The sequence below is a fragment of the Adlercreutzia sp. ZJ473 genome (genome assembly GCF_013185065.1).
Lineage (GTDB): Bacteria > Actinomycetota > Coriobacteriia > Coriobacteriales > Eggerthellaceae > CAAEEV01.
Map to the genome: position 1 here is coordinate 46,408 of NZ_JAAVTO010000008.1, position 19,954 is coordinate 66,361.

General features: G+C 63.5%; 16 protein-coding genes, 1 tRNA gene and 1 other RNA gene. 6 read left to right on the forward strand and 12 right to left on the reverse strand.

Features of this window, described 5'->3' with window-relative positions; translation table 11 throughout:
• Positions 1 to 20: 20 nt before the first annotated feature.
• The 5 genes from HRL41_RS02830 to pyrE all read right to left on the reverse strand — a co-directional run bounded on the left by HRL41_RS02830 (position 21) and on the right by pyrE (position 7,686).
• Complete coding sequence (locus tag HRL41_RS02830; RefSeq protein ID WP_172135448.1) at positions 21 to 3,362, reverse strand: DEAD/DEAH box helicase family protein; 3,342 nt, start codon at positions 3,360 to 3,362, stop codon at positions 21 to 23.
• The gene (locus HRL41_RS02835; protein WP_172135449.1) at positions 3,359 to 4,429 is read right to left on the reverse strand and encodes a YhcG family protein; all 1,071 of its coding nucleotides are present in this window, start codon (positions 4,427 to 4,429) and stop codon (positions 3,359 to 3,361) included. The genes HRL41_RS02830 and HRL41_RS02835 overlap by 4 nt, the downstream gene beginning before the upstream one ends.
• Positions 4,430 to 6,358, reverse strand: a complete 1,929-nt coding sequence (locus tag HRL41_RS02840) for an Eco57I restriction-modification methylase domain-containing protein (RefSeq protein WP_216662474.1) — start codon at positions 6,356 to 6,358, stop codon at positions 4,430 to 4,432.
• A gap of 381 nt (positions 6,359 to 6,739) precedes the next feature.
• Positions 6,740 to 6,814: transfer RNA gene (locus tag HRL41_RS02845), tRNA-Thr, on the reverse strand.
• A gap of 188 nt (positions 6,815 to 7,002) precedes the next feature.
• Positions 7,003 to 7,686 (reverse strand): orotate phosphoribosyltransferase, encoded by a 684-nt coding sequence (pyrE, locus tag HRL41_RS02850; RefSeq protein ID WP_165050841.1) that lies wholly within the window; start codon positions 7,684 to 7,686, stop codon positions 7,003 to 7,005.
• Positions 7,687 to 7,827: 141 nt separating this feature from the next.
• Between pyrE and HRL41_RS02855 the strand changes: the two genes are divergently transcribed.
• The 6 genes from HRL41_RS02855 to HRL41_RS02880 all read left to right on the forward strand — a co-directional run bounded on the left by HRL41_RS02855 (position 7,828) and on the right by HRL41_RS02880 (position 11,205).
• Positions 7,828 to 8,109 (forward strand): hypothetical protein, encoded by a 282-nt coding sequence (locus HRL41_RS02855; protein ID WP_172135450.1) that lies wholly within the window; start codon positions 7,828 to 7,830, stop codon positions 8,107 to 8,109.
• Positions 8,110 to 8,133: 24 nt separating this feature from the next.
• Entirely contained in the window at positions 8,134 to 9,342 is a 1,209-nt protein-coding gene (locus HRL41_RS02860; RefSeq protein WP_172135451.1) for a M42 family metallopeptidase, read from the forward strand.
• Between the two features lie 8 nt (positions 9,343 to 9,350).
• On the forward strand, positions 9,351 to 9,818 hold the full coding sequence (smpB, locus tag HRL41_RS02865; RefSeq protein ID WP_216662475.1) for an SsrA-binding protein SmpB: 468 nt from the start codon (positions 9,351 to 9,353) through the stop codon (positions 9,816 to 9,818).
• 9 nt (positions 9,819 to 9,827) lie between these two features.
• Positions 9,828 to 10,187, forward strand: coding sequence for a hypothetical protein (locus HRL41_RS02870; protein WP_172135453.1), 360 nt, complete (start codon positions 9,828 to 9,830; stop codon positions 10,185 to 10,187).
• 43 nt (positions 10,188 to 10,230) lie between these two features.
• Positions 10,231 to 10,599: a transfer-messenger RNA gene (gene ssrA, locus HRL41_RS02875) on the forward strand.
• Positions 10,600 to 10,827: 228 nt separating this feature from the next.
• Positions 10,828 to 11,205, forward strand: coding sequence for a hypothetical protein (locus HRL41_RS02880; protein WP_172135454.1), 378 nt, complete (start codon positions 10,828 to 10,830; stop codon positions 11,203 to 11,205).
• A 456-nt stretch (positions 11,206 to 11,661) separates the two neighbouring features.
• Here HRL41_RS02880 and HRL41_RS02885 read toward each other — a convergent pair whose 3' ends face one another.
• From HRL41_RS02885 to HRL41_RS02915, 7 genes are all read right to left on the reverse strand, one after another.
• Positions 11,662 to 12,567: a TIGR03915 family putative DNA repair protein gene (locus tag HRL41_RS02885; RefSeq protein ID WP_172135455.1), complete on the reverse strand. Its 906-nt coding sequence runs from the start codon at positions 12,565 to 12,567 to the stop codon at positions 11,662 to 11,664.
• Positions 12,567 to 14,108, reverse strand: a complete 1,542-nt coding sequence (locus tag HRL41_RS02890) for a putative DNA modification/repair radical SAM protein (protein ID WP_172135456.1) — start codon at positions 14,106 to 14,108, stop codon at positions 12,567 to 12,569. Before HRL41_RS02890 ends, HRL41_RS02885 begins: the two co-directional genes overlap by 1 nt.
• 201 nt (positions 14,109 to 14,309) lie before the next feature.
• Positions 14,310 to 15,371, reverse strand: coding sequence for a radical SAM protein (locus HRL41_RS02895; RefSeq protein WP_253904661.1), 1,062 nt, complete (start codon positions 15,369 to 15,371; stop codon positions 14,310 to 14,312).
• A gap of 24 nt (positions 15,372 to 15,395) precedes the next feature.
• The gene (locus HRL41_RS02900; RefSeq protein WP_172135457.1) at positions 15,396 to 16,397 is read right to left on the reverse strand and encodes an NAD(P)-binding domain-containing protein; all 1,002 of its coding nucleotides are present in this window, start codon (positions 16,395 to 16,397) and stop codon (positions 15,396 to 15,398) included.
• 3 nt (positions 16,398 to 16,400) lie between these two features.
• The gene (locus HRL41_RS02905; RefSeq protein ID WP_172135458.1) at positions 16,401 to 17,327 is read right to left on the reverse strand and encodes a DegV family protein; all 927 of its coding nucleotides are present in this window, start codon (positions 17,325 to 17,327) and stop codon (positions 16,401 to 16,403) included.
• 54 nt (positions 17,328 to 17,381) lie between these two features.
• Positions 17,382 to 18,284, reverse strand: coding sequence for a DegV family protein (locus HRL41_RS02910; RefSeq protein ID WP_165170735.1), 903 nt, complete (start codon positions 18,282 to 18,284; stop codon positions 17,382 to 17,384).
• A 47-nt stretch (positions 18,285 to 18,331) separates the two neighbouring features.
• Positions 18,332 to 19,786, reverse strand: a complete 1,455-nt coding sequence (locus tag HRL41_RS02915) for a nicotinate phosphoribosyltransferase (protein WP_172135459.1) — start codon at positions 19,784 to 19,786, stop codon at positions 18,332 to 18,334.
• Between the last annotated feature and the right edge of the window lie 168 nt (positions 19,787 to 19,954).

Sequence of the window (19,954 nt, forward strand, 5' to 3'; positions counted from 1 at the left end):
GAAGCCCATATTTTAAAAAGTCACATCTTCCCGCCAAAAGTCTTCTCAACAAACTCCGCGAGCTTGCCTTCCTTGGCCAGGGCGGCCGAGTCGGCACACACGAAATTGCTGTCAAGCCACTGCCCGTGCTCTCCGTCATATCCCAAGATGAAGTGCGTCGCAATCTGGTAGATGATCTCTGTTGGGGCTATGCCGAACACCTGCTTGGAAAGAATATGCTTAAGCCGCTCGTCATCGTCGGGGAACAACTCGCGCATCCTCTCGGAGTTGTATAGCCGCGTAACGATCTCGGTAATGTACAGCCCTGACTTCATGTACAGGTCGGCAAAGGTATGCGTAGGGTCGTCGAAGCAGCCGGGATTCTCCTGCTCGAACAGGTCCACCATCTGCTTCACCACGCGCTTCGGCGTATAGATCTGGTTCGTCTTCTGCGGCGGCACGTAGTCGAAAATGTCTTCGGTCTGGCCCTCGTCGAAGTAGTCAGCCAACCTCGTGCGCAGCGCAATGAACTCCTGCACGGAATCATCGAAAACCACCGGGTCGAACAGGTTGCCGTCGAAGTGCTTGATTTCGCCGTCTTCCTCGTAGGGGCCGCCGTCGCGCAGAAAGCGAAACTCGTCAACCGTGATGGACGTGACCCCTTTGAACACATCGGGTGGGATGATGATGTCGAAGTTCGCAAGCGTAGTGCCCTTATCGCCGTAAGCCATAAGGAAGCTGGGGATCGTGCGGGAAAACCCGCGCAGATGATCGCGTATGCCCGTCTCTATGTCGCGCTTGGCAGCCTCCTTCTTGGCGGTCTCAACCTCGCGCACGATGGTTGCACCCGCACTCTCCACCAGCACGGGCCTGCTCGCCTCCAACCGTCTGCGCAGCCTGTCTGCGACCTCACGCATACGTTCGTCATGCTCGGCGTTTATGGCGTCCATTGCCTCGTCAGTCTCGGCCTCGGCAAGAGCATCCGTACGCGATTTCTCGATGATACTGCGCTGGATCTTGTAGTCGCCGACCTCACGGTTGAGCGTCATGTCGGCATCTGCCTTTATCTTGCGTTCGATGCGCTTCTGCTGGGCGCTCTTGAGCTCGCTTCTGTAGCTCTGCTTTGCTGCTTCCACCAAAGGCTCGGTAACGTCATGTACGAATGCCTTGGAAAGCCCGCGTATCAGCTCGTCCTCGTCGGTGCTGCGCTCGTCCTCCATCTTAATCACCCAATATTCGATGGAACCCTGCAGCTCCTGTTCCACCTTGCCGTAGACCTTATCTCCGAACAAATCGCTCGCAAGCCCGATGGCAACCTCCTGCGGAATGTTCACGTCTCCGTTCTCGTCAAGTGAAAGCTCGTCGGCGGTTTCAGGTGTAATGTCCAGATTGTTGTTGGGTGCCTTGCAAGGCTCGAAGTTCTGTATGAGCTCCACCACCGCCGCAGGCGCACGAAATACGTTCGATATGTTCTGGAACAGAAAATCGCTCATGAAGCCGCGCCGCACCACCTCGGTGCTCCGTATCTTGCGCGGCACCGAAAGCACCTGCGCAGCATCAAGCTCCACCATCTGCCCGTCTTCGTCCTCGCCAATGACGGGGAAGAAGTTCAGCAGTTCCTTGATGTGCGCCTTTCGCGTGTCCAAATCGCCGCGCGCGCCGGAGGTATCCGAATACAGGTCATTGGCGAACTGTTCGAAGATGGTCAGCGTGCGGGCTGGATCGAAGTCGAACACATAAGCGTTCTCCTTGCGCAAGTACTTGCCGTTATCGTAGAACAAACACGGGTTCTGCGCGCGGAAAGCCGCCTGCATGTAAAGAGCGGGGCTCTTCATGTTGGAAAGCATCAGCACGGCTGTCCACTCGGGAATTGTGACACCCGTGGTCAGCTGTCCGACCGAAAGAGTGATCGTCTTCTCGTGCGTGGCTATAGCCGACCGCACTTTGTCGAAGCTCTTGGCTCGCTCGTCATCGTTGTCGATCTTGCCATCTCCCGCAGCGAGCACAATCTCGTACTCGCCGAATACGGGGTGCTTGCGCAGCTTCTTCGCCAAGGCGCGCGCCGAATCAACGAAGTTCAACATCCACAGCGTGTGTTTCAACTCACTTCTCAGCTCCGGCGTACTGAAGGGAAACTTCAGCTGGGCGGTCAAAGCCTCCAGGAAGCGGTCAACGTCATCGTTGTGGATGAAATTGCCCGCCGCGGTGGTGGCGAAGAACTCGTTCAGGTCGAAGGCGTACTCGACCGACTTCCCGTCGATGTCCGCCCCGACGGCGACCTTCTCCTCCATGATGTCGCTCATCTTGTAGGTGAACATGTTGAGGCGAGGCAGGTTTGCGTAGGGGTTTGGCAGCTCGGCATCATCAGGCCACGCCTCTTTCGCCTTCTGCTCGTCGGCGTATGTCCAGTTATAGATGGCATTCTGAGGGAACTTGTCGTTGGCGAGCGCCTTGAAGGGTGTGCCCGAAAGGTGCAGCGTGAACTTGCGGTCGATATGGTCAAAGGCAACGTCCGTCAGATACGTGTCAACGCCCTCATGCGCCTCGTCGATGATCAACACATCCCATCCGCCGTGAATCTCGGTCAGCCACTTGTACTTGTCGTAGTCGCCACCGAAATAGAGGGATCCTTTAAGGTCTTGCAGGCTCACGAAGGCGATAAACTTGTTACAAGAGTTTCGATCATTGCGACGCATGGCCATGAACTCCTGCTGCGTCATCACGTGCGGCTTCTTCGCCAGAGAGGTAGCCTCGCTGATGAAGCAGTACCCGCTCTGTTCGCCGAGGAAGCGCACGTAATCCTCATACCAGCTGTTGGCGATCGCGGGCCGGTTGGTAACGATCAGCACGGTCTTGGCATCCATCTGCTTGCAAAGGTCGTAGGCGGTAAGCGTCTTGCCGAACCTTGGCTTAGCGTTCCAAAGGAACTCAGCGCGCTCGTGCAGACGCGAGTAATCAAGCGCTTCCGCAACGGCTTGCTTTTGCTCGGCGCGCAATTGGTAGGGCACAGCCTCCGGTAGCGGTATCTCGCCGCGCTTTATGCGGAAGTCAATGAAGCGCCCATGGGATTCCTTACCGCTGACGCAGAACCACTCGGTTCCAGGCTTGTCCTTGTATCCCAATTTGCGAAGGTAAGCGTGGAAGTCATGATCTGTGAATGTGTCACCCGTGCCATCTTCGTAAATGGCGTTGCCTTGCCATTCCTTATGCCAAGATATATCAGCCGTGTGGGTCTGCTGCTTGATGCGAGTATCGACGTCTTGTTCGGTGTAGCCGATCTTCGTCCAGCCGTCGTGTGCCGCTATCTCGGGCGTGGTGTAGGCGTATATCTGCGGGATCGCCCGCGATGTACTTTTTATGAGACCGGAAACGTCATACGTCATTCGTCCTGCTGCCTTTCTTCGAACCTACGGCGTTCTTCCTGTATGTACGCCTCTAGCTCTTCGGGCTTCGGGATTGTCGTCTCGTATTTGGAGGCGAAGATGTTCTTGTCATCTGCCAATAGGGAGTATCGCGCTACTGTTTCGTTTTTCTCCGAACAAAGCACAATGCCTATCGTGGGATTATCATTCGACCCTCGCTGAAATTTGTTATACAGACGGACGTAGGTATCCATCTGCCCTATGTCTTGATGAGTGAGTTTGCCAGTCTTGAGATCGATCAGAACGAAGCAGTTCAACAGATAGTTGTAGAACACAAGATCGATGTAGAAATGGTCGCCGTCAAGGTCGATGTGCTTTTGGCGGGCAACAAACGCGAAGCCGCGTCCCAATTCCAACAGGAATTCCTGCAAATTACCGATGAGTGCCTGCTCGAGCTCGCTTTCGCGAAATTGAGCATCTTGATTTATGCCAAGGAACTCCAGCACGTAAGGGTCACGGATGATGTCTTCCGGGCGCTTCGGGGGTTCCTTTTCGAAGACCTCCGCTATAACTTCCGGCCGTTTGCTCTCTTGCGTTGCTAAAAGCCGTTCGTAATAGAAGCTGTTGATCTGACGTTCAAGCTGACGTGTTGACCAATTAGAGTCGACACATTCATTCATGTACCACAGTCGCTTGTTCGCATCTTTGACTTTTATAAGCTGGCGATAATGCGTCCAGCTCAATTGTGGACGCAGCGCGTCGAGAATCGGAAAAGCAAGGTAGAAGTTACGCATATGCCACAAATTCGTCGGATCGAAGCCTTTTCCGTAGTCACGAGTAAGGCGAGCGGAAAGCTCCTTTACAAGCTCTCGTCCGTACGTAGACCGCTCTTCCCCGCCCTGAGCCTCAACTATGCTTTTGCCAACTTCCCAGTAAGCCTTCACCATTTCAAAGTTGACAGCATGGTAGGTTCGGGCGCGCGCCTCTTCAAGAATGCCGCGAACTTGTGAATAGAGCCCGTCGAGCTCAGCATGTTCCAAGGCTTTTCGCTCCGACAACGAAGAGCCATGTTTCTCTGCGGGCTTCATCTACGACATCTCCTTGACGTGGGTCTCGATGAACTTGATCTCTTCATCGGAGAGACCGTATTTCTTATAGAGCTGCTGGTCGCTATAAATATGATCGTAGGGTTGCTCCGGAACGAACGCGTATACCTTTCGCGTGGCATGCTGGGCGGCTTTGCGCAACGAGACAAGAAAACGGAAGAATCGCGTTCGAATATAGCTTGCGAGGCTTTCCGCCTCCTCCCGGGCATCAAAAACACCAGCTATTACATACGTCTCTGTACAAGCCGTCCCGGGCGCCACAACCTTCGGTCTCGAAAGGAACATCTTGTCTACTGATGCGCTAGTGCCCGATACGGCATTCATGAAAACTTTCCACTTATCTATATGCTCTTGCCCGAGCGGTATATCAGAACGCTCAACATAGCCGATTCGTTGGGATTCGTACAACTTGACAGGATCGCGAATGCCCTCAGGCGTCTCTGCGCCATGGAAATTGGTTTGTAACCCAAAAGGCTTGCGTGGCGATACCCTTTCACTCAACGAAGGTTCACCTAAAGCAACTACCTTTCGCACTATAGGGACCGCCTCGTTTCGTCTAATGAGCACGTCGAATTCATCCAGGTCGCGAGTCGCCGATGGCCCTGAGGGCTTTCCTCCCTCCATAGTTTGAATCCTGCAGGGACCTTCATACTGGCTGTCCCAGAGGAAGAAAGAGACTCCACCGCGAATCTTAACGTTAGGAAAGGGTTCGTAAAGTCGGGGAAAGTCGACGATGTCCCTTACATGATGCTCGGATAGCATTTTCGCGCGAAATTCGTCAAGCCCCTTTCCCCCAGAAAACCAACGGGATGGGGTAACCAACTCCACTCGGTCACTTACTTTCATCGCCTCTTCGGCGAACGAATGATATGTAGGAGTAGCAGATGCCTCATAACCGCCATCCATTTCCTGATAAGGCGGGTTACCAATTACGCCGTAGAACATCTTCATGCCAGCCGCCTTCCTTGTCTTCGTCGAAACGTACGTCTGCTGCTTCTTCGCCCGCCAGTCATAGATCACGCAAAACTGCGCCTGTGCGTCTTTCTCTTCTTCCAGGAAATCAAATACGCTCATCTGAAACTGATCTCCGACAGGCTTGTCACTAGGCACCGTGCCTCTAAGCCCATCCATCTGCCAAATATTCCAGCTTATTATCTTGGCAGCCCGCAAGGCTTCTTTCTCGCTTGGGAGCTTGCCCCAAGCATGCTGCAGCGCTTCAGCGAACGCCTGAAGCACGTTGATGCGGGCTATCAGCAGGTTGTCTCCTTGGTACTCGTATCCATAGGTGGCTTCAAACGCGCGATACGCCCATTTCAGCCACTCGTCATAGTCGGTCGCATTCTCCGTTACAATGCGCAACTTGCGATCCAAAAAACCTACTCTGTCCACCACGGCTATGGCTTCGCCCGTCAGCATGTCATAGCGAGTGGTTATGAATGGCGCTTCTCCGCAGGTGATCTCAAGGCGTCGCTGATCAACGAAGTCCTTCCAGGTGCCTGGCGCGTTATCGAAACTGATGCTATTGGCGCTAACCCGCCAGCAGCGGCCTTCGCATGTACTGAAAACGCCCTCGCGGCCGAACCAGTCATCGTCCATGTATCCGTTCATCTGGTTAACCAGCCAAGCGGGCGTGAACACCTCCGCGTGCGTCTTGGTGCGCTGGCTTTGCTTTTCCAAGGCCTTGGCAATGCGAGGCTTGATAACGCCACTGTTCGTGCCGCTGATTTTGGGAATGGTTATCTCGTTGTGACTTAAGTATTGCTCGCCTAAGGCTTCGTATTCATCGTCTGCCCAAATGATGTTCTTGCCAGTTGTGCGGTCGATCAGGAGGGTTTTTAGCACACTCGCTGGGTACATCGCCTCGATGCTCTCAACGAATCCTATGTTGCCAATAGGCGTATTCTGCTCCATCTATCACTTAGCCTTATATATATTCCTGATATTATCTTGCAAAAAGGCCACCTTGCTGTCCCACAAAGCGGCCTTCATACAGGTTTTCTGTGTGCTACTGACAGATTTCCTAGATCAGCATTTTACCAAGTGCCTCTCGTTTCCATCAACCGCTCAAAAAGAATAGCCGCCCCCACCTAGCAGCGAGAGCGGCTCCTCTGCACATTGAATAGGGCAATGTGAGGTAGCCAGCCGGTTGCGTCGGTGACCACCTGCCCGTATTCTAGCACGCTTCCCGCCCCCTGAGTGCGCGAATCACGAGCCCGTTGTAAAGCAAGAGACGCTTCAGGGAAGGCCCTCGCGCAAAAAAGCGGGCCGCCTCGGGCGACCCGCTTCGCTTTCTGGAGCCGGTGACAGGAATCGAACCCGCAACCCACTGATTACAAATCAGTTGCTCTACCGTTGAGCCACACCGGCGAAGTCACGCCCAAACGGCGCGCCTGCGTATTGTACGTCAACGGGCACGTTTAGGGAAGCCCTCGGCGCCCGCGCCCGACCTCGTGCCCGGCGCCACCTGGCGCCGTGCTCGCTCCCGCGCCTGACGCTGCCCACACCCGCGACCCGCGTCAGCAGCCCGCGACCCGCGCAACCCGCGCCCGGCGCCCTTACGCCTTCGCGCCGTACTGCTCGTAGTAGGCGTCGAGCGCGGCCTTCACGGCGTCGTCGATCACCACGCGCCCGCCGACCTCGCGGTTGTGCAGAAGCTCGCACACCTCGGCCATGCTCACGATGGAGGCCACGGGGAAGCCGTACTTCTCCTGCACCTCCTGCTGCGCGGTGACCACGCCGCCCTTGCCCACCTCCATGCGGTTGAGCGACACGATGAGGCCCTTCACCTCCACGTCGGCGGCGGCCTTCAGGATGGGGTACGTCTCGTCGATGGACTTGCCCGAGGTGGTCACGTCCTCCACGATGATCACGCGGTCGCCGTCACGCAGGTCGGCTCCGAGCAGGTTGCCCGCGTCGGCGCCGTGGTCCTTCGCCTCCTTGCGGTTGGAGCAGTAGCGCACCTCGCGCCCGTAGAGCTCGTGGATGCCCATGGCCGTGATGACCGACAGGGGGATGCCCTTGTAGGCCGGCCCGAACACCACGTCGAAGTCGAGCCCGAAGTTGTCGTTGATGGCCTGCGCGTAGTACAGGCCCAGGCGGTGGAGCTGGTCCCCCGTGACGTAGGCGCCGGCATTCATGAAGAAGGGGGACTTGCGGCCGCTCTTCAGCGTGAACTCGCCGAACTTGAGCACGTCGCTCTCCACCATGAACTCGATAAACTCCTGCTTGTAGGCCTCCAAGGAACCCTCCTCACCTCGTCGGGAGCCGCGAGCGCGCCTCCCCTTACCAATGCCCTCCATAATACTACGACTGAGCCGCGCGCTTGCCGGGTCGTGCTAAGATGGGCGGCGAACAATTTCTCGAAAGGACGCGCACGCCCCATGCAGACCTACATCGCCCACTACCGATCCCCCAACGCCTCGGCCAAGCGCGCCAAGGGGCTCTTCGAGTTCGCCAGCGGGGCGCGCATGGGCACCAAGGCCAACATGCACGACGCGCGCGTGCGCATGCTCGAGATATTCGGGTCGGACGCGGTGTCGTGGACGATCGACAAGGTGGAGCGCAAGCGCGCGACCGAGACGCACAACGACGGCCAGCTCGAGCTGGACTTCCGCGCGCCGAAGCCCGAGCGCAAGCGCAAGGTCAAGCGGGAATACTGGTAGGCGCCCGCCGTGAAGGAGACAGGCATGAAGAAAAAGAACGTGAAGTTCCTGAAGGCCCTCGTGGAGACGCCCTCGCCGACGGGCGCCGAGGAGCCGGTGGCGCAGCTCGTGCGCGAGCGCCTCGCGGACGTGGCCGACGAGGTCCAGACCAACACCATGGGCTCGGTGCACGCCGTGCTCGAGGGCGCGGGGTGCGCGCCCACGCTCATGCTGGCGGCCCACATGGACGAGATCGGCCTCATGGTCACCTACGTCAGCGACGAGGGCTTCCTGTCCGTGGCTGCCGTCGGCGGCGTGGACGCGGCCATCCTGCCGGGCATGCGCGTCGACGTGCACACGCACGCGGGGACCCTGCGCGGCGTCGTGGGCCGCAAGCCCATCCACCTCATCGAGGCCGACGAGCGCAAGAGCGTGACCCCGCTCTCGAAGCTCGTGATCGACCTGGGCCTCCCGGCGAAGGACGTGCAGGAGACGGTGCGCGTGGGCGACGTCATCACCTTCGGCGTGGGCTTCGAGCGCTTCGGGAAGGGCATGGCCGTCTCGCGCGCCTTCGACGACAAGTGCGGCGTGTGGGTCGCCTGCCGCGTCATGGAGAGCCTCGCGCGCGCAGGGCGCCCCCGCGGCACCTTCGTCGCCGCGGCCACCGTGCAGGAGGAGATCGGCACGCGCGGCGCCATGACGAGCGCCTTCGGCGTGAACCCCGACGTGGCGCTCGCGTTCGACGTCACGCACGCCACCGACTACCCCGGCATCGACAAGACGAAGTACGGCAAGATCACCTGCGGCGACGGCCCGGTGATCGCGCGCGGCCCCAACATCAACCCGCTCGTGTTCGAGCGCTTGGTGGCCGCCGCCGAGGCCGAGGGCATCCCGTACCAGCTCGAGGCCGAGCCCTCCGTCACGGGCACCGACGCGCGCGCCATCCAGGTCACGCGCGCGGGCATCCCCACGGGCCTCGTCTCGGTGCCGCTGCGCTACATGCACACGCCCACCGAGGTCATCGCGCTCAAGGACCTCGAGAACACGGTGCGCCTCATCACGCGCTTCGCGCTCGACCTCGACGAGGACGCCTGCTTCGTGCCGGGCATCGCCGCGCCGGTGCGCCACGCGGGCGCGCCCGAGACGCTCGACGACGTGGCGGGCGACGCCGCGGACGCCGGCAAGGCAGCCGCCTCCGGCGACGCCGCAGCTGCCGGCGACGCCACCGCCTCCGGCGAGCCTTCCCAGGCATGAAGGCGCCCATGAAGAAGAAGCAGGACACCACCATCGCCAAGAACCGCCGCGCGCTGCACGAGTACGAGGTGATCGAGACGTTCGAGGCGGGCATCGAGCTCGTCGGCTGCGAGGTGCGCTCGCTGCGTGACAACGGCTGCCAGCTCACCGACTGCTTCGCGCTCATCCGCGGAGGAGAGGTGTGGCTGAACAACGTGCACATCCCCCCGTTCGCGCAGGGCAACATCAACAACGCCGACCCCGACCGCAAGCGCAAGCTGCTCATGCACAAGCGCCAGATCCGCTACCTGTCCGAGAAGGTGAGCGAGAAGGGCCTCGCCCTCGTCCCGCTCAAGATGTACTTCAAGGACAACGGCCTGGTGAAGGTGGAGCTCGCGCTCGCACGCGGCAAGAAGCTCTACGACAAGCGCGCCAGCATGAAGGAGCGCGACACCAGGCGCGAGATCGACCGCGCGTTGAAGGAACGCAGCAGATAGGAGCCCGCCATGGCTGACGAGGAGATCATCGAGCTCGAGGTAGGAGAGGACGACATCTACGCCTACCTCGTCGACGAGGACGACAACGAGATCGGGTTCGTGGTCCTCGACGAGAACGGCGAGGAGCAGGAATACTACTACGCCGAAGGCGAAGGCGAGGAGGGCGAGGGCGCCGAAGGAAAGCCCGGCGAGGTCCCGCAGCCCTCGAAGGCCCTCGACGAGTACGACCTCGGCATCACGCGCGAGGGAGTCGCCGACGCCACGGCCGACATGAACGCCGTCTACAAGGACGGCGTGGCCGTGGTCACGGAGCTCAAGAGCGCGTTCGACGACATAGCGTCCGGCTTCGACTTCCTCAAGAAGAAGTGATATAATTCCCTGATTCCTCGGTTTCGCGCCTCGCGCGCATTTCGGGGGCGACTGGTTTCGACATGGTAAGTTCGAAGTGAGGAGCAGGTCGTGGTCTCCTCGCCACGTTAAACAGGGGTAACGTCAAGTTAATTGGCAAGAAGAACACTTACAGCGCTCCGGCGCTCGCCATGGCTGCTTAATCGCGCTTGGCTGCCGAACCCGCATGTTCCCCGATGCGGGCAAGGCATCATCTGAGGGGAATGCCCCGCGGCACGTAGCCGGTATGGCTCGCGGGAAAGACTGAACCGGCTCGGGGCGTCGACGCTGGTCGACGAGCAGACGCGCTCCTAAACCCGATCGTCGACTAAGCTTGTAGCGCCTTGCGGACAATTTAGTATGGACCGGAGTTCGATTCTCCGCGCCTCCACCAGTTGATCGAGGGCCCGGCGTCGCGAAGACGCCGGGCCCTCTTGCTTCTCGGCAAGAGCGAAGTAAAGCAGTTTCGTCCAAGTGCCATGTTCTAAGCGCGATACTCGTAGATGGCCTCGAGCGCAGCTGTTAGGAATATTGGGAAAGCCAGCTAAAGCCTTGTTATATTCGAAGCTGTGGCTATTGTGGAATGGGATATTCGACTCATTGTTGAAAGCGAGGAGAAAAGGTGACAGATAGTTTACCTAATAGCGTATACCCCGAATCCTCGTTGCTTGTCGGGGCCGCCGAAAGTGTCTGGAACGGTAGCGATGTGAAGATCAACATAGGCATTGGCATCAGCGAAAAGCTGGTTGCATTCATGAGTGAGCACTTGCCGGAGAAACTGGAATCTGTCTTTATCACAGACAGCGATATTCGACACATCAAGCGCAAGCATGGAGACAATGAGGAGCAGCGTGGGCAAAGCAACATCAAGCCAAAGGATTTTGCCTGCATTCCATTGGTCTTGAATGATTTTGATTCGTGCGAGCACATCGATACAGACAAATTGGGCAACAAGAAGTTCCTTCTGAAAAAGGCATCGGCGCAAATGTGTACCTCGTGACCATTCAGCGCGGCAAAAGAAAGCTCGGGATTAAAACAATGTGGAAAGAAGGTCAGTCGGGTGCCTCGTGCTAGCCAAAATGGCTCCCTTGGGCTTACGTCCGAAACAACCCCGACGGATGGTTTGATTATAGCAAGCAGTTGTGAAGAACCGAGTGATTTTGTAATCAGTGGGTTGCGGGTTCGATTCCTGTCACCGGCTCCAGGAAGCGAAGCGGGTCGCCCGAGGCGGCCCGCTTTTTTGCGCGAGGGCCTTCCCTGAGCGCTTCTCATGCCCTCGCTATCTCCTTGCGCGGCCTTCCCGCCTTCGGACGCTCGGCGATGCGCGCCTCGACGCTTGCGCGGGTGACGAACGTGGCACGGCCGCGCGCATATCCCTCATATTTTTGCCATCTAAACGCTAAACTTCCCTTACCGTTTCGCGTCTTTCTGCGGCGAGGGCTTCCCCCGAGGCGCCTCAGCGGCGCGCGCTTACGGCGAGGGCTTGGGGGTCCTCCTGCATCTCGGTGAGGTTCCTCCAGAAGCGCTTGGGCATGAAGTGCCGGCGGAGCTCGGGGTTGTAGCGCGACTCCACGGCCACCGTGCGGTAGAAGCGCTTCCACGCCTGCTGCATCGCCGCCTCGTCGGCCGCATGGCCGGGAAGCTCGAGCAGCGACGTGGCGGGGTCGTCGGTGCGGACGAGGTACCACGTGCTCCCGTCGAAGACGCCGGCGAGGTGGTGGTTCTCGTCGTAGATGATGAAGGGCTGTATGCTGAAGCGCTCGACGAAGTGCCCCATGACCAGCGGGACCACGCTGTCGCGCGGGTTGCAGCGCGCGAACCACACGTCCGCCTCGTCCGACCTGAGGTGCTCGAAGCGGATGAACTGGCGCATGTGCTCGCACTCCTGGTCAACCGCGCGCGCTATCCTGAACAGCGGCTCGACCGCCGGGTGCGTGACGTCGGACAGGGCGCGCCCGCGCTGCCTGGGGCACGGTCCCCTCCCCTGCGCGCCCGAGCACGTCGCGCGCTTGCGGCAGCGCGCGCAGTCGCGCTTCTTCTGGCTGTCCATGGCGTAGCGGACGAAGCGGTACGCGGCGGTTCCCGCGTCCTCGCGCGCGGAGAGCGCCGCCTTCTTCACGGCGCCGAACGCCTGGTGCCCGCATGCCCGGCACAGCCCGCGGCGCACGCGGTCGGCGTGCGAGACGTCCGTCTCGATGCGCGCTAGGCGCTGCGCCAGCCGCGGCTGCATGACGCCCTCGCGCACGACGTCGGAGGGGTCCTCATGGTTGGCGTAGGCCGCGAAGATCGCCGAGAGCAGGCCCTCGAGCGTCCCGTCGTAGACGTAGGCCACCTCGTCGTATACCTCAGGCTGCGCGGGCATCAGAACAGCGCCTCCACCGTCGGCTTCGCGCGCCGCGCACCCGCGAGCGCCCGGCGATCCTGCGCGACCGCTCCCCTGGTGACGCCTGCGCCGCTGCCGCCGCCCGCCCTGCCGGCCGCAGCCGCGCCCGCCACCATGCCCGTGCCCGTCACCGCGCCCGCGAGCGCCCGGTGCTCCTGCGCGGCGCGCCCCCGCCCGAGCGCGCGCTCCTTCTCGGGCGTGCTCACGGAGTCGAACAAGCTCATCTGGCCGGGAAGCGCCCTGTCGGCGCGCCTGCCGTGCCGCCCGCCCTGGATGGGGGCCGCAAGCGCCGCGTGCAGCGACTCGCGCGAGAACTCGACGCCGGCGCCCGCGTACGTGCCGTTGCACGTGATGAAGTAGCGAGCGCGCTTGTAGGCCACGCCGAGGCGGCGCAGCTCGTCCTCTCGCAGCGTCGACTGACGGCGTGCGCGCACGATGAGCTTGGCGCCGCGCACGCCGATGCCCGGCACGCGCAGGAGCGTCTCGAACGGCGCGGTGTTCACCTCGACGGGGAACAAGTCCAGGTTGTTCAGGGCCCAGTTCGCCTTCGGGTCCACGTCGGTGGCGAGGAACGGATGCTCCTCGTCGATCACCTCGCCCACCTCGAACCCGTAGAAGCGCATGAGCCAGTCGGCCTGGTAGAGGCGGTGCTCGCGGTTGAGCTGGACGGCGTCGGCGGAGGGAAGCCGCGCGTCTTCGTTCACGGGCAGATACGCGCTGAAGAACACACGCTTGAGCGAGAGCGAGCGGTAGAGCGCGGCCGACAGGCTCAGGATCTGGTAGTCGCTCTCGGGCGAGGCGCCGATGATCATCTGGGTTGACTGCCCGGCGGGCACGAAGGCGCGCGCCGCCGCGCGCGGGCGGCTGCTCGCCATGTACACGGTGGTGCGCCGCCGCACGAGCGCGCGTGACTCGGCGTCCTCCGCGATGGACTCGCTGATCTGCCGCATGGGAGCCAAGATGGCGCGCTTCGACTTCTGCGGGGCGAGCAGCGCAAGGCTCTCGCTCGAGGGCAGCTCGAGGTTCACCGACATGCGGTCGGCCAGATGCCCGAGGCGGGCGATGAGCTCAGGCGAGGTGCCCGGCACCGCCTTGGCGTGGATGTACCCGCGAAAGCCGTACTCGCCCCGCAGTATCTCGAGCGTCTGGATCATGAGCTCGGAGGTGAAATCGGGGTTGCGCATGACGCCCGAGCTGAGGAACAGCCCCTCGATGTAGTTGCGGCGGTAGAACCCGATGGTGAGGTCGGCCAGCTCGCGCGGCTTGAAGCACGTGCGCACCACCCCCTCGTTGCTCGCGCGGCTCGAGCAGTAGGCGCAGTCGAACACGCACACGTTGGTCATGAGCACCTTGAGCAGCGTGATGCAGCGGCCGTCGGCGGTGAAGCTGTGGCAGCAGCCCGCTGACGACGCCGCGCCGAGCCGTCCCTTCTTCCCCGCGCGGTCGACGCCCGAGGAGGTGCAGGCCACGTCGTACTTGGCCGCGTCGGCGAGGATCTCGAGCTTGTCGGCGACGTCCATGAGCCTGGCCTCCTGAATGATGAAACATCTGTTCTTGCGAATGTTTGTTTGCTATAATATCGAACGGACATTCGCCTGTCAAGGGGAAGGGAGGCTCGGAAGATGTGCGGGGGAGGTGGTCGCAGGCTGCTCAGGGAAAGCTGTCGCGGGCCGCTCGGGAGAGGCGGTCGCAAGCTGCTCGGGAAATGCCGTCGCGGAAGCCTAGGCGCCCGTGCCGGAGAACTCCGGGATGAAGCTCTCCTCGCAGGCGCCGCCCTCCTGCCAGAAATAGTCAGGCACACCGAGGACGTCGGCGAAGTCGAGCAGCTCCTCGTACTCCTCGTCGGGCACGCGGCACGCCAGCTCGGGGCAGCGCGCGAGCACGCGGCGCGCCCGCGCGTCGCCCGCCTGCGCGGCCGTCGCCACCACGGGCGTGTACTGGTTCATGATGGAGAGGCGCACGTCGGCGCCGTAGCGCTCGTGCACCGTCTGCACCACGCGCTTGGAGTCGTCCAGGTGCCCCGGCAGGATGAGGTGGCGCACCACCACGCCGCGCGTCATGCGCTCCTGCCCGCGGTACTCGTCATATGTCGGCGCGCCCACGGCGCGCACCATGGCGTCGAGCGCCTCCGTCGCGCGCGCGGGGTAGTCGGGCACGTGCGAGTAGCGCGCGCCGAGGGCCGCGTCAGCGTACTTGAAGTCGGTGAGGTACACGTCCACCGCGTTCGCGTTGTCGCGGATGGCGCGCACGGTCTCGTACCCGCTCGTGTTCCACACGATGGGAAGGGCCAGGCCGCGTGCGCGGGCCAGGCGCACCGCCGCGCGCGCATGGGGGGCGTAGTGCGTGGGCGTGACGAAGTTCACGTTGAGCGCGCCCTGCTGCTCGAGGTCGAGGCACATCGCGGCCAGGTCGGGCACGCGCGCGGGCGCGCCGAGGGCGCCGTGCGCGATCATCGCGTTCTGGCAGTAGTCGCAGCGCAGCGGGCAGTGTGCGAAGAAGATGGTCCCGCTGCCGTCGTCGCCGCTGATGGGAGGCTCCTCCCACAGGTGCAGCGCCGCGCGCGCCACGAGCACCTCCGCGCCCGCGCCGCACGCGCCCCGCTCTCCCGCCGCGCGGTTCGCGCCGCATGCCCGCGGGCACAGGTCGCACGCGGAGGGGTTGAGGTCGCCCTCGTCAAAGGCGGCAGCCACGCTGCGGGCGCCCAGGGTATCGTCGCCGAGGGCGGCAGCCGCGCTGCGGGCGCCGACGCAGGCGCCCGGTCCGGCGTCATCGAAGGAGCCCATGAGACGTCCGCGCCCCCTCGCGCCTCAGTTGTTGGAGAAGGTGCCGTAGGGGTCGTCGAGGTCGTAGCCCTCGTAGTCGTCGTAGCGGTGCTCGTGGTCGTGCCCGCAGCCGCAGCCGTCGTCCTCGAAGGCGTAGTCGTCCTCGCCGTCGTGCTTGCCCGCGCCGTAGACCTCCTCGGCGCGCGTCCAGTCCAAGCCGTGCTTGGCACACTCGGACTCGTCACCGTACACGAGCGACAGCGCCGCGGGCGACTTGTCGGCGCCGCCCACCACGGCCAGAAGCTCGAGCAGGTGCAGCGCAGCCTCGGCCTGCGGCAGGATGAGCTCCACGTCGTCGGCCGCCATGATGGCCGCGGACAGCGCGGACATGAGCATCTCGGCGTTGTAGGCGCCCGTGAAGCGCTCGGCGGCCACCGCCTCGAGCACCTGGGCCGCCGCAGGCGACGCGCCGCCCGGGCGCTCGCCCTCCCCCGCGTTGCCGCACGAGACGCTGCGGCGCGTCGCGCGGAAGAGCGCGTCGGCCTCGACGGCGCCGATGACCTGCGCCGCGAGCTGCAGCGTGTACGCCGCGCGCGCGAGCTGGGCCGACCCCGGCGCGCCTTCCTCGCTCACCTGCCCGAACAGCGCCTCGAGCACGGGCCGCGCCCGCGTGACCGCGTCGGCCTCGCCCGCCGCGAAGCACGCGGCGTTCTCGCGTGAGAGCGCGTCGGCGGCGGCCACGTCGGCCACCACGAGCGGCGCCTCGACCAGCGCGAGGTCGCTCACCGTGGCCACGGCGCTCATCTCGCGCGCGAAGCTCGGCGTGGTGGCGCTCAAGTCGATGAGCAGCGCGCCGGGCATCGCCGACTGGATGACGCCCCCTTCGCCGAAGTAGAGGTCCTCAAGCGCGCCCTGGCTCGTGCAGAACGTGATGACCACGTCGGCGGCGGCCACCTCGGAAGCGCGCGCAAGCCCCGCAGCCTCAAGGCGCCCCGCCATCGCGTCGATGAGGCCCTCGCTCCCGCGGTAAGCGTACGACTGAGCCATGATCTAGTTGCCCCCCTTCACGCGGCGCGCGATGCGGTCGGCAACCGACAGGTTCTCGCGCTTGTCCCGTCCCCAGAACACCACGGCCAGCATGCCAGGGCCCACATGGCTGCCGATGACCGGGCCGATGTTGCACTCCAGGAACATGATGTTCTCGTCGACCTTCAGAAGCGCGTCTTTCAGGCGCTGCGCGTCCTTCGGGCAGTCGGCGTGCCCGATGGCCACGTACCGGCTCGGCCCGTTGTCCGCCGCGTTCTTCTGGAAGTACTCGGCCAGCTGCTTGATGCCCTTCTTGCGCCCGCGCGCCACGCCCACGAGCGCCAGCTTGCCGTCGGCGTCGATGTTGAGCAGCGGCTTCACGTCGAGCGCCGAGCCCGCCACGGCCACCGACCCCGGGATGCGCCCGCCGCGGCGCAGCGCCTCGAGGTCCTCCACCATGAACTCCTCGTTGATGAAGCAGCGCGCCTCCTCGGCCCAGCTCGCCAGCTCGGCGGCGGAGAGCCCCTTCTCGCGCTGGTTGACGGCCTCGTAGACGAACAGGCCCTCGGCCACCGACGCCAGGCGCGTGTCCACCACGTAGAGCTCGAAGTCAGGATGGGCCGCGCGCACCTGCTCGTACACGAGCATGGCCACGTCGTAGCTGCCCGACATCCCGCTCGTGAACGCCAGGTACACCGTGGGGATGCCACTGTCGACGGCGGCGTTGAAGGCGTCGATGATGACGGGCATGGAGATCTGCGAGGTGGACGGCTCGGCCCCCTTGCGCATGGCGTCGTAGAACTCCGGCGCCGAGACCGACTGGAACAGGTCGTCCTCGAAGGTCTGCCCGTCGAGGATGTAGGGGAACTTCAGCAGGTAGATCCCCTCGCGGTCGACCACCTGGGGCGGAAGGTCGCAGCACGAGTCGATGATGAGGTTGCATTTCGGCATGTTTCCAAGCTCCTGTTCGCTTCTGTCCACTTCTGTCCGCTCCTGCTCGCCTCGTCAGAGGGAGAACACCAGGTCGGCGGTGTTTCCCGCGTACTTGCCCGCAAGGGGCGCGTTGCACTCGTAGGCGAGGCCCACGGCGGGCCCCACGTGGCACCCGATGACGGGGCTCACCGGCAGCACCTCCACGGCGCGGCCCAGGTAGGGCTCCACGGCCTCGCGCGCCCACGTGAGCGCCGGCGCCGCCTCGCCGATGTAGTGCACCACCACGCGCTTGAGCCCGTGCGCCTCGACGTCCTCCCGGAACGCCCTCAGCATGCGGTCGAGCGCCTTCTTGCGCGTGCGCACCTTGGCGAACGTGGTGGCCTCGGCCTCGGACACCGTGAGCACGGGCGCGAGCTGGATGAGGTTGCCCAGAAGCGCCGCCGCGCCGCCGATGCGCCCGCCCGCCTTCAAAAAAGCCAGTGTGGCCGGCGTGAACAGGAAGCGCGACGAGGCGCACGCCTTGACCACCGCGTGCGCGCACTCCTCGAGGCTTCCCCCCGCGTCGCGCACGTCGACGGCGTCGAACACGGAGAACGCCTCGTCGTAGCTGTTCGACGTGGAGTCGATGACCTTGCACTCGAACTCCCTGTGCCGCGCCTTCACGCTGCGCGCCACGCGCACCGCGCCCTCGAACGTGCCCGACATGCGCGATGACATGAACACGCCGAGGACTGCGTCGCCCGCCTGGGCGGCGCGCCCGAACACGTCCTCGAGCACCTGCTGGGACGGCTGGCTTGACGTGGGGATGTCGTCGACCATGGCGTGGATGCCCCGGTAGAACTCATCGACGTCCATCTCGGCGTCGACGTACTCGCGCCCCTTGTGGTGCACGAACATCGACACCACCTCGATGCCCTTCGCGCGCGCCACCTCGGCGGGAATCGACGCGACCGAATCCGTGACGATCTTTACCACAGCTCCCCCGTTCCCCTCATGCGCTCACCTCGTCGGCAAGCGTCTTGCTATACGATACCACGCAGCTCGGCGACGAGCTCGCGGCGACGCTCGTGCAATCCGTACTCAAGCCCCACGGGATAGGTGTGCGGGTTGAGCATGCGCAGCTGGCTCTCGTCGAGCGTGGCGAGGCCGGCCTGCGCGCGCGAGCGCGCCTGCATGGCCGAGCGGTCCTCGGGCTCGAGCACCACCTGGCCCGCGCGCGCGAGCGGGCGCAGCAGCGTCTCGAAGCGCAGGCCCGCGAGCTTCTTCTGGCGCAGGTCGTCAACGGGGTCGACGATCACCTCGCGCGGGTCGACCTCGCACGTGACGTCGAACACCATGTCGCCGGCGATCTTGCCGTTGGCGTGGTAGTAGCGGCGCACGTCGAGCACGCCCGGCATGGTGAGCTTGGCCGCCGACTCGGAGATCTTGAGGCGGCGCGTCCAGGCGTCATGCCCCGGCTCGCGCACGGCGGAAAGCTTGTACACGCCGCCGAGCGTGGGCTGGTCGTACGCGGTCGCGAGCTTGGTGCCCACGCCCCACGACGACACCGGCGCGCCCTCGTCGAGGATGGACTTGATGGTGTGCTCGTCCAGGTCGTTCGACAGCACGATGCCGCAGTCGGAAAGCCCCGCCTCGTCGAGCATGCGCCGCGCCATCTTCGCGAGCCACGCCAGGTCGCCCGAGTCGATGCGGATGCCCGCGAGGCGCTCGCCGCGCTCGCGCATCTCGAGGCCCACGGTGATGGCGTTGCGGATGCCCTGCTCGACGTCGTAGGAGTCGACTAGGAGCACGCAGTTCCTCGGGAAGATGCGCGCGTACTCGCGGAACGCCGTGAGCTCGTCGGGGAACGACATCACCCACGAGTGGGCGTGCGTGCCCGACACGGGGATGTCGAACAGGCGCCCCGCGTCGACGTTCGAGGTGGACGCGCAGCCGCCGACGACCGCCGCGCGGCTCGCCCACAGGCCGCCTATGCCCTGCGCGCGGCGCAACCCGAACTCGGCCACGGGGCGCCCGTCGGCGGCGCGGCAGACGCGCGCGGCCTTGGTGGCGATGAGCGTCTGGAAGTTCACGCAGTTCAGAAGGGCCGTCTCAAGGAGCTGGCACTGCATGATGGGGCCGGTCACCCGCACGATGGGCTCGTGGGGGAACACGATGGTGCCCTCGCGCACCGCGTCGACGTCGCAGGTGAGGCGCAGGTCGGCCAGGTAGGAGAGGAAGCCCTCGCTGAAGAGCGGCCCGCCGCCCGGGGCCTCGAGCGTGCGCAGGTAGGCGATGTCGCGCTCCTCGAAGCGGTAGCCCTCGATGAGCTCGGCGAGCTGCGCGGTGCCGCACGCCACCGCGAAGCCCCCCTTGAAGGGGTAGTCGCGGAAGTACATGGTGAAGCACGCCTCTTCGCCGCCGCGGTCCGCGTCCCAATAGCCCTGGGCCATGGTGATCTGGTACAGGTCCGTCGTAAGCGCGTAGCTGGTGTTCATTTACTCGGCTCCTCCCTTGCCCCCGTCAGGGCCCTGTCCCTTGGGCTGCCCCGGGCCCTGCTGCGGCTTGTGGCTGCGGCGGCGCGCGCGGCGATGCCCGCCGCCGGCGCTGCCGCTGGCGTTGCTGCCGCTGGCGTTGCCGGCGGCGCCGTTGCCGTTGCCGGCGCT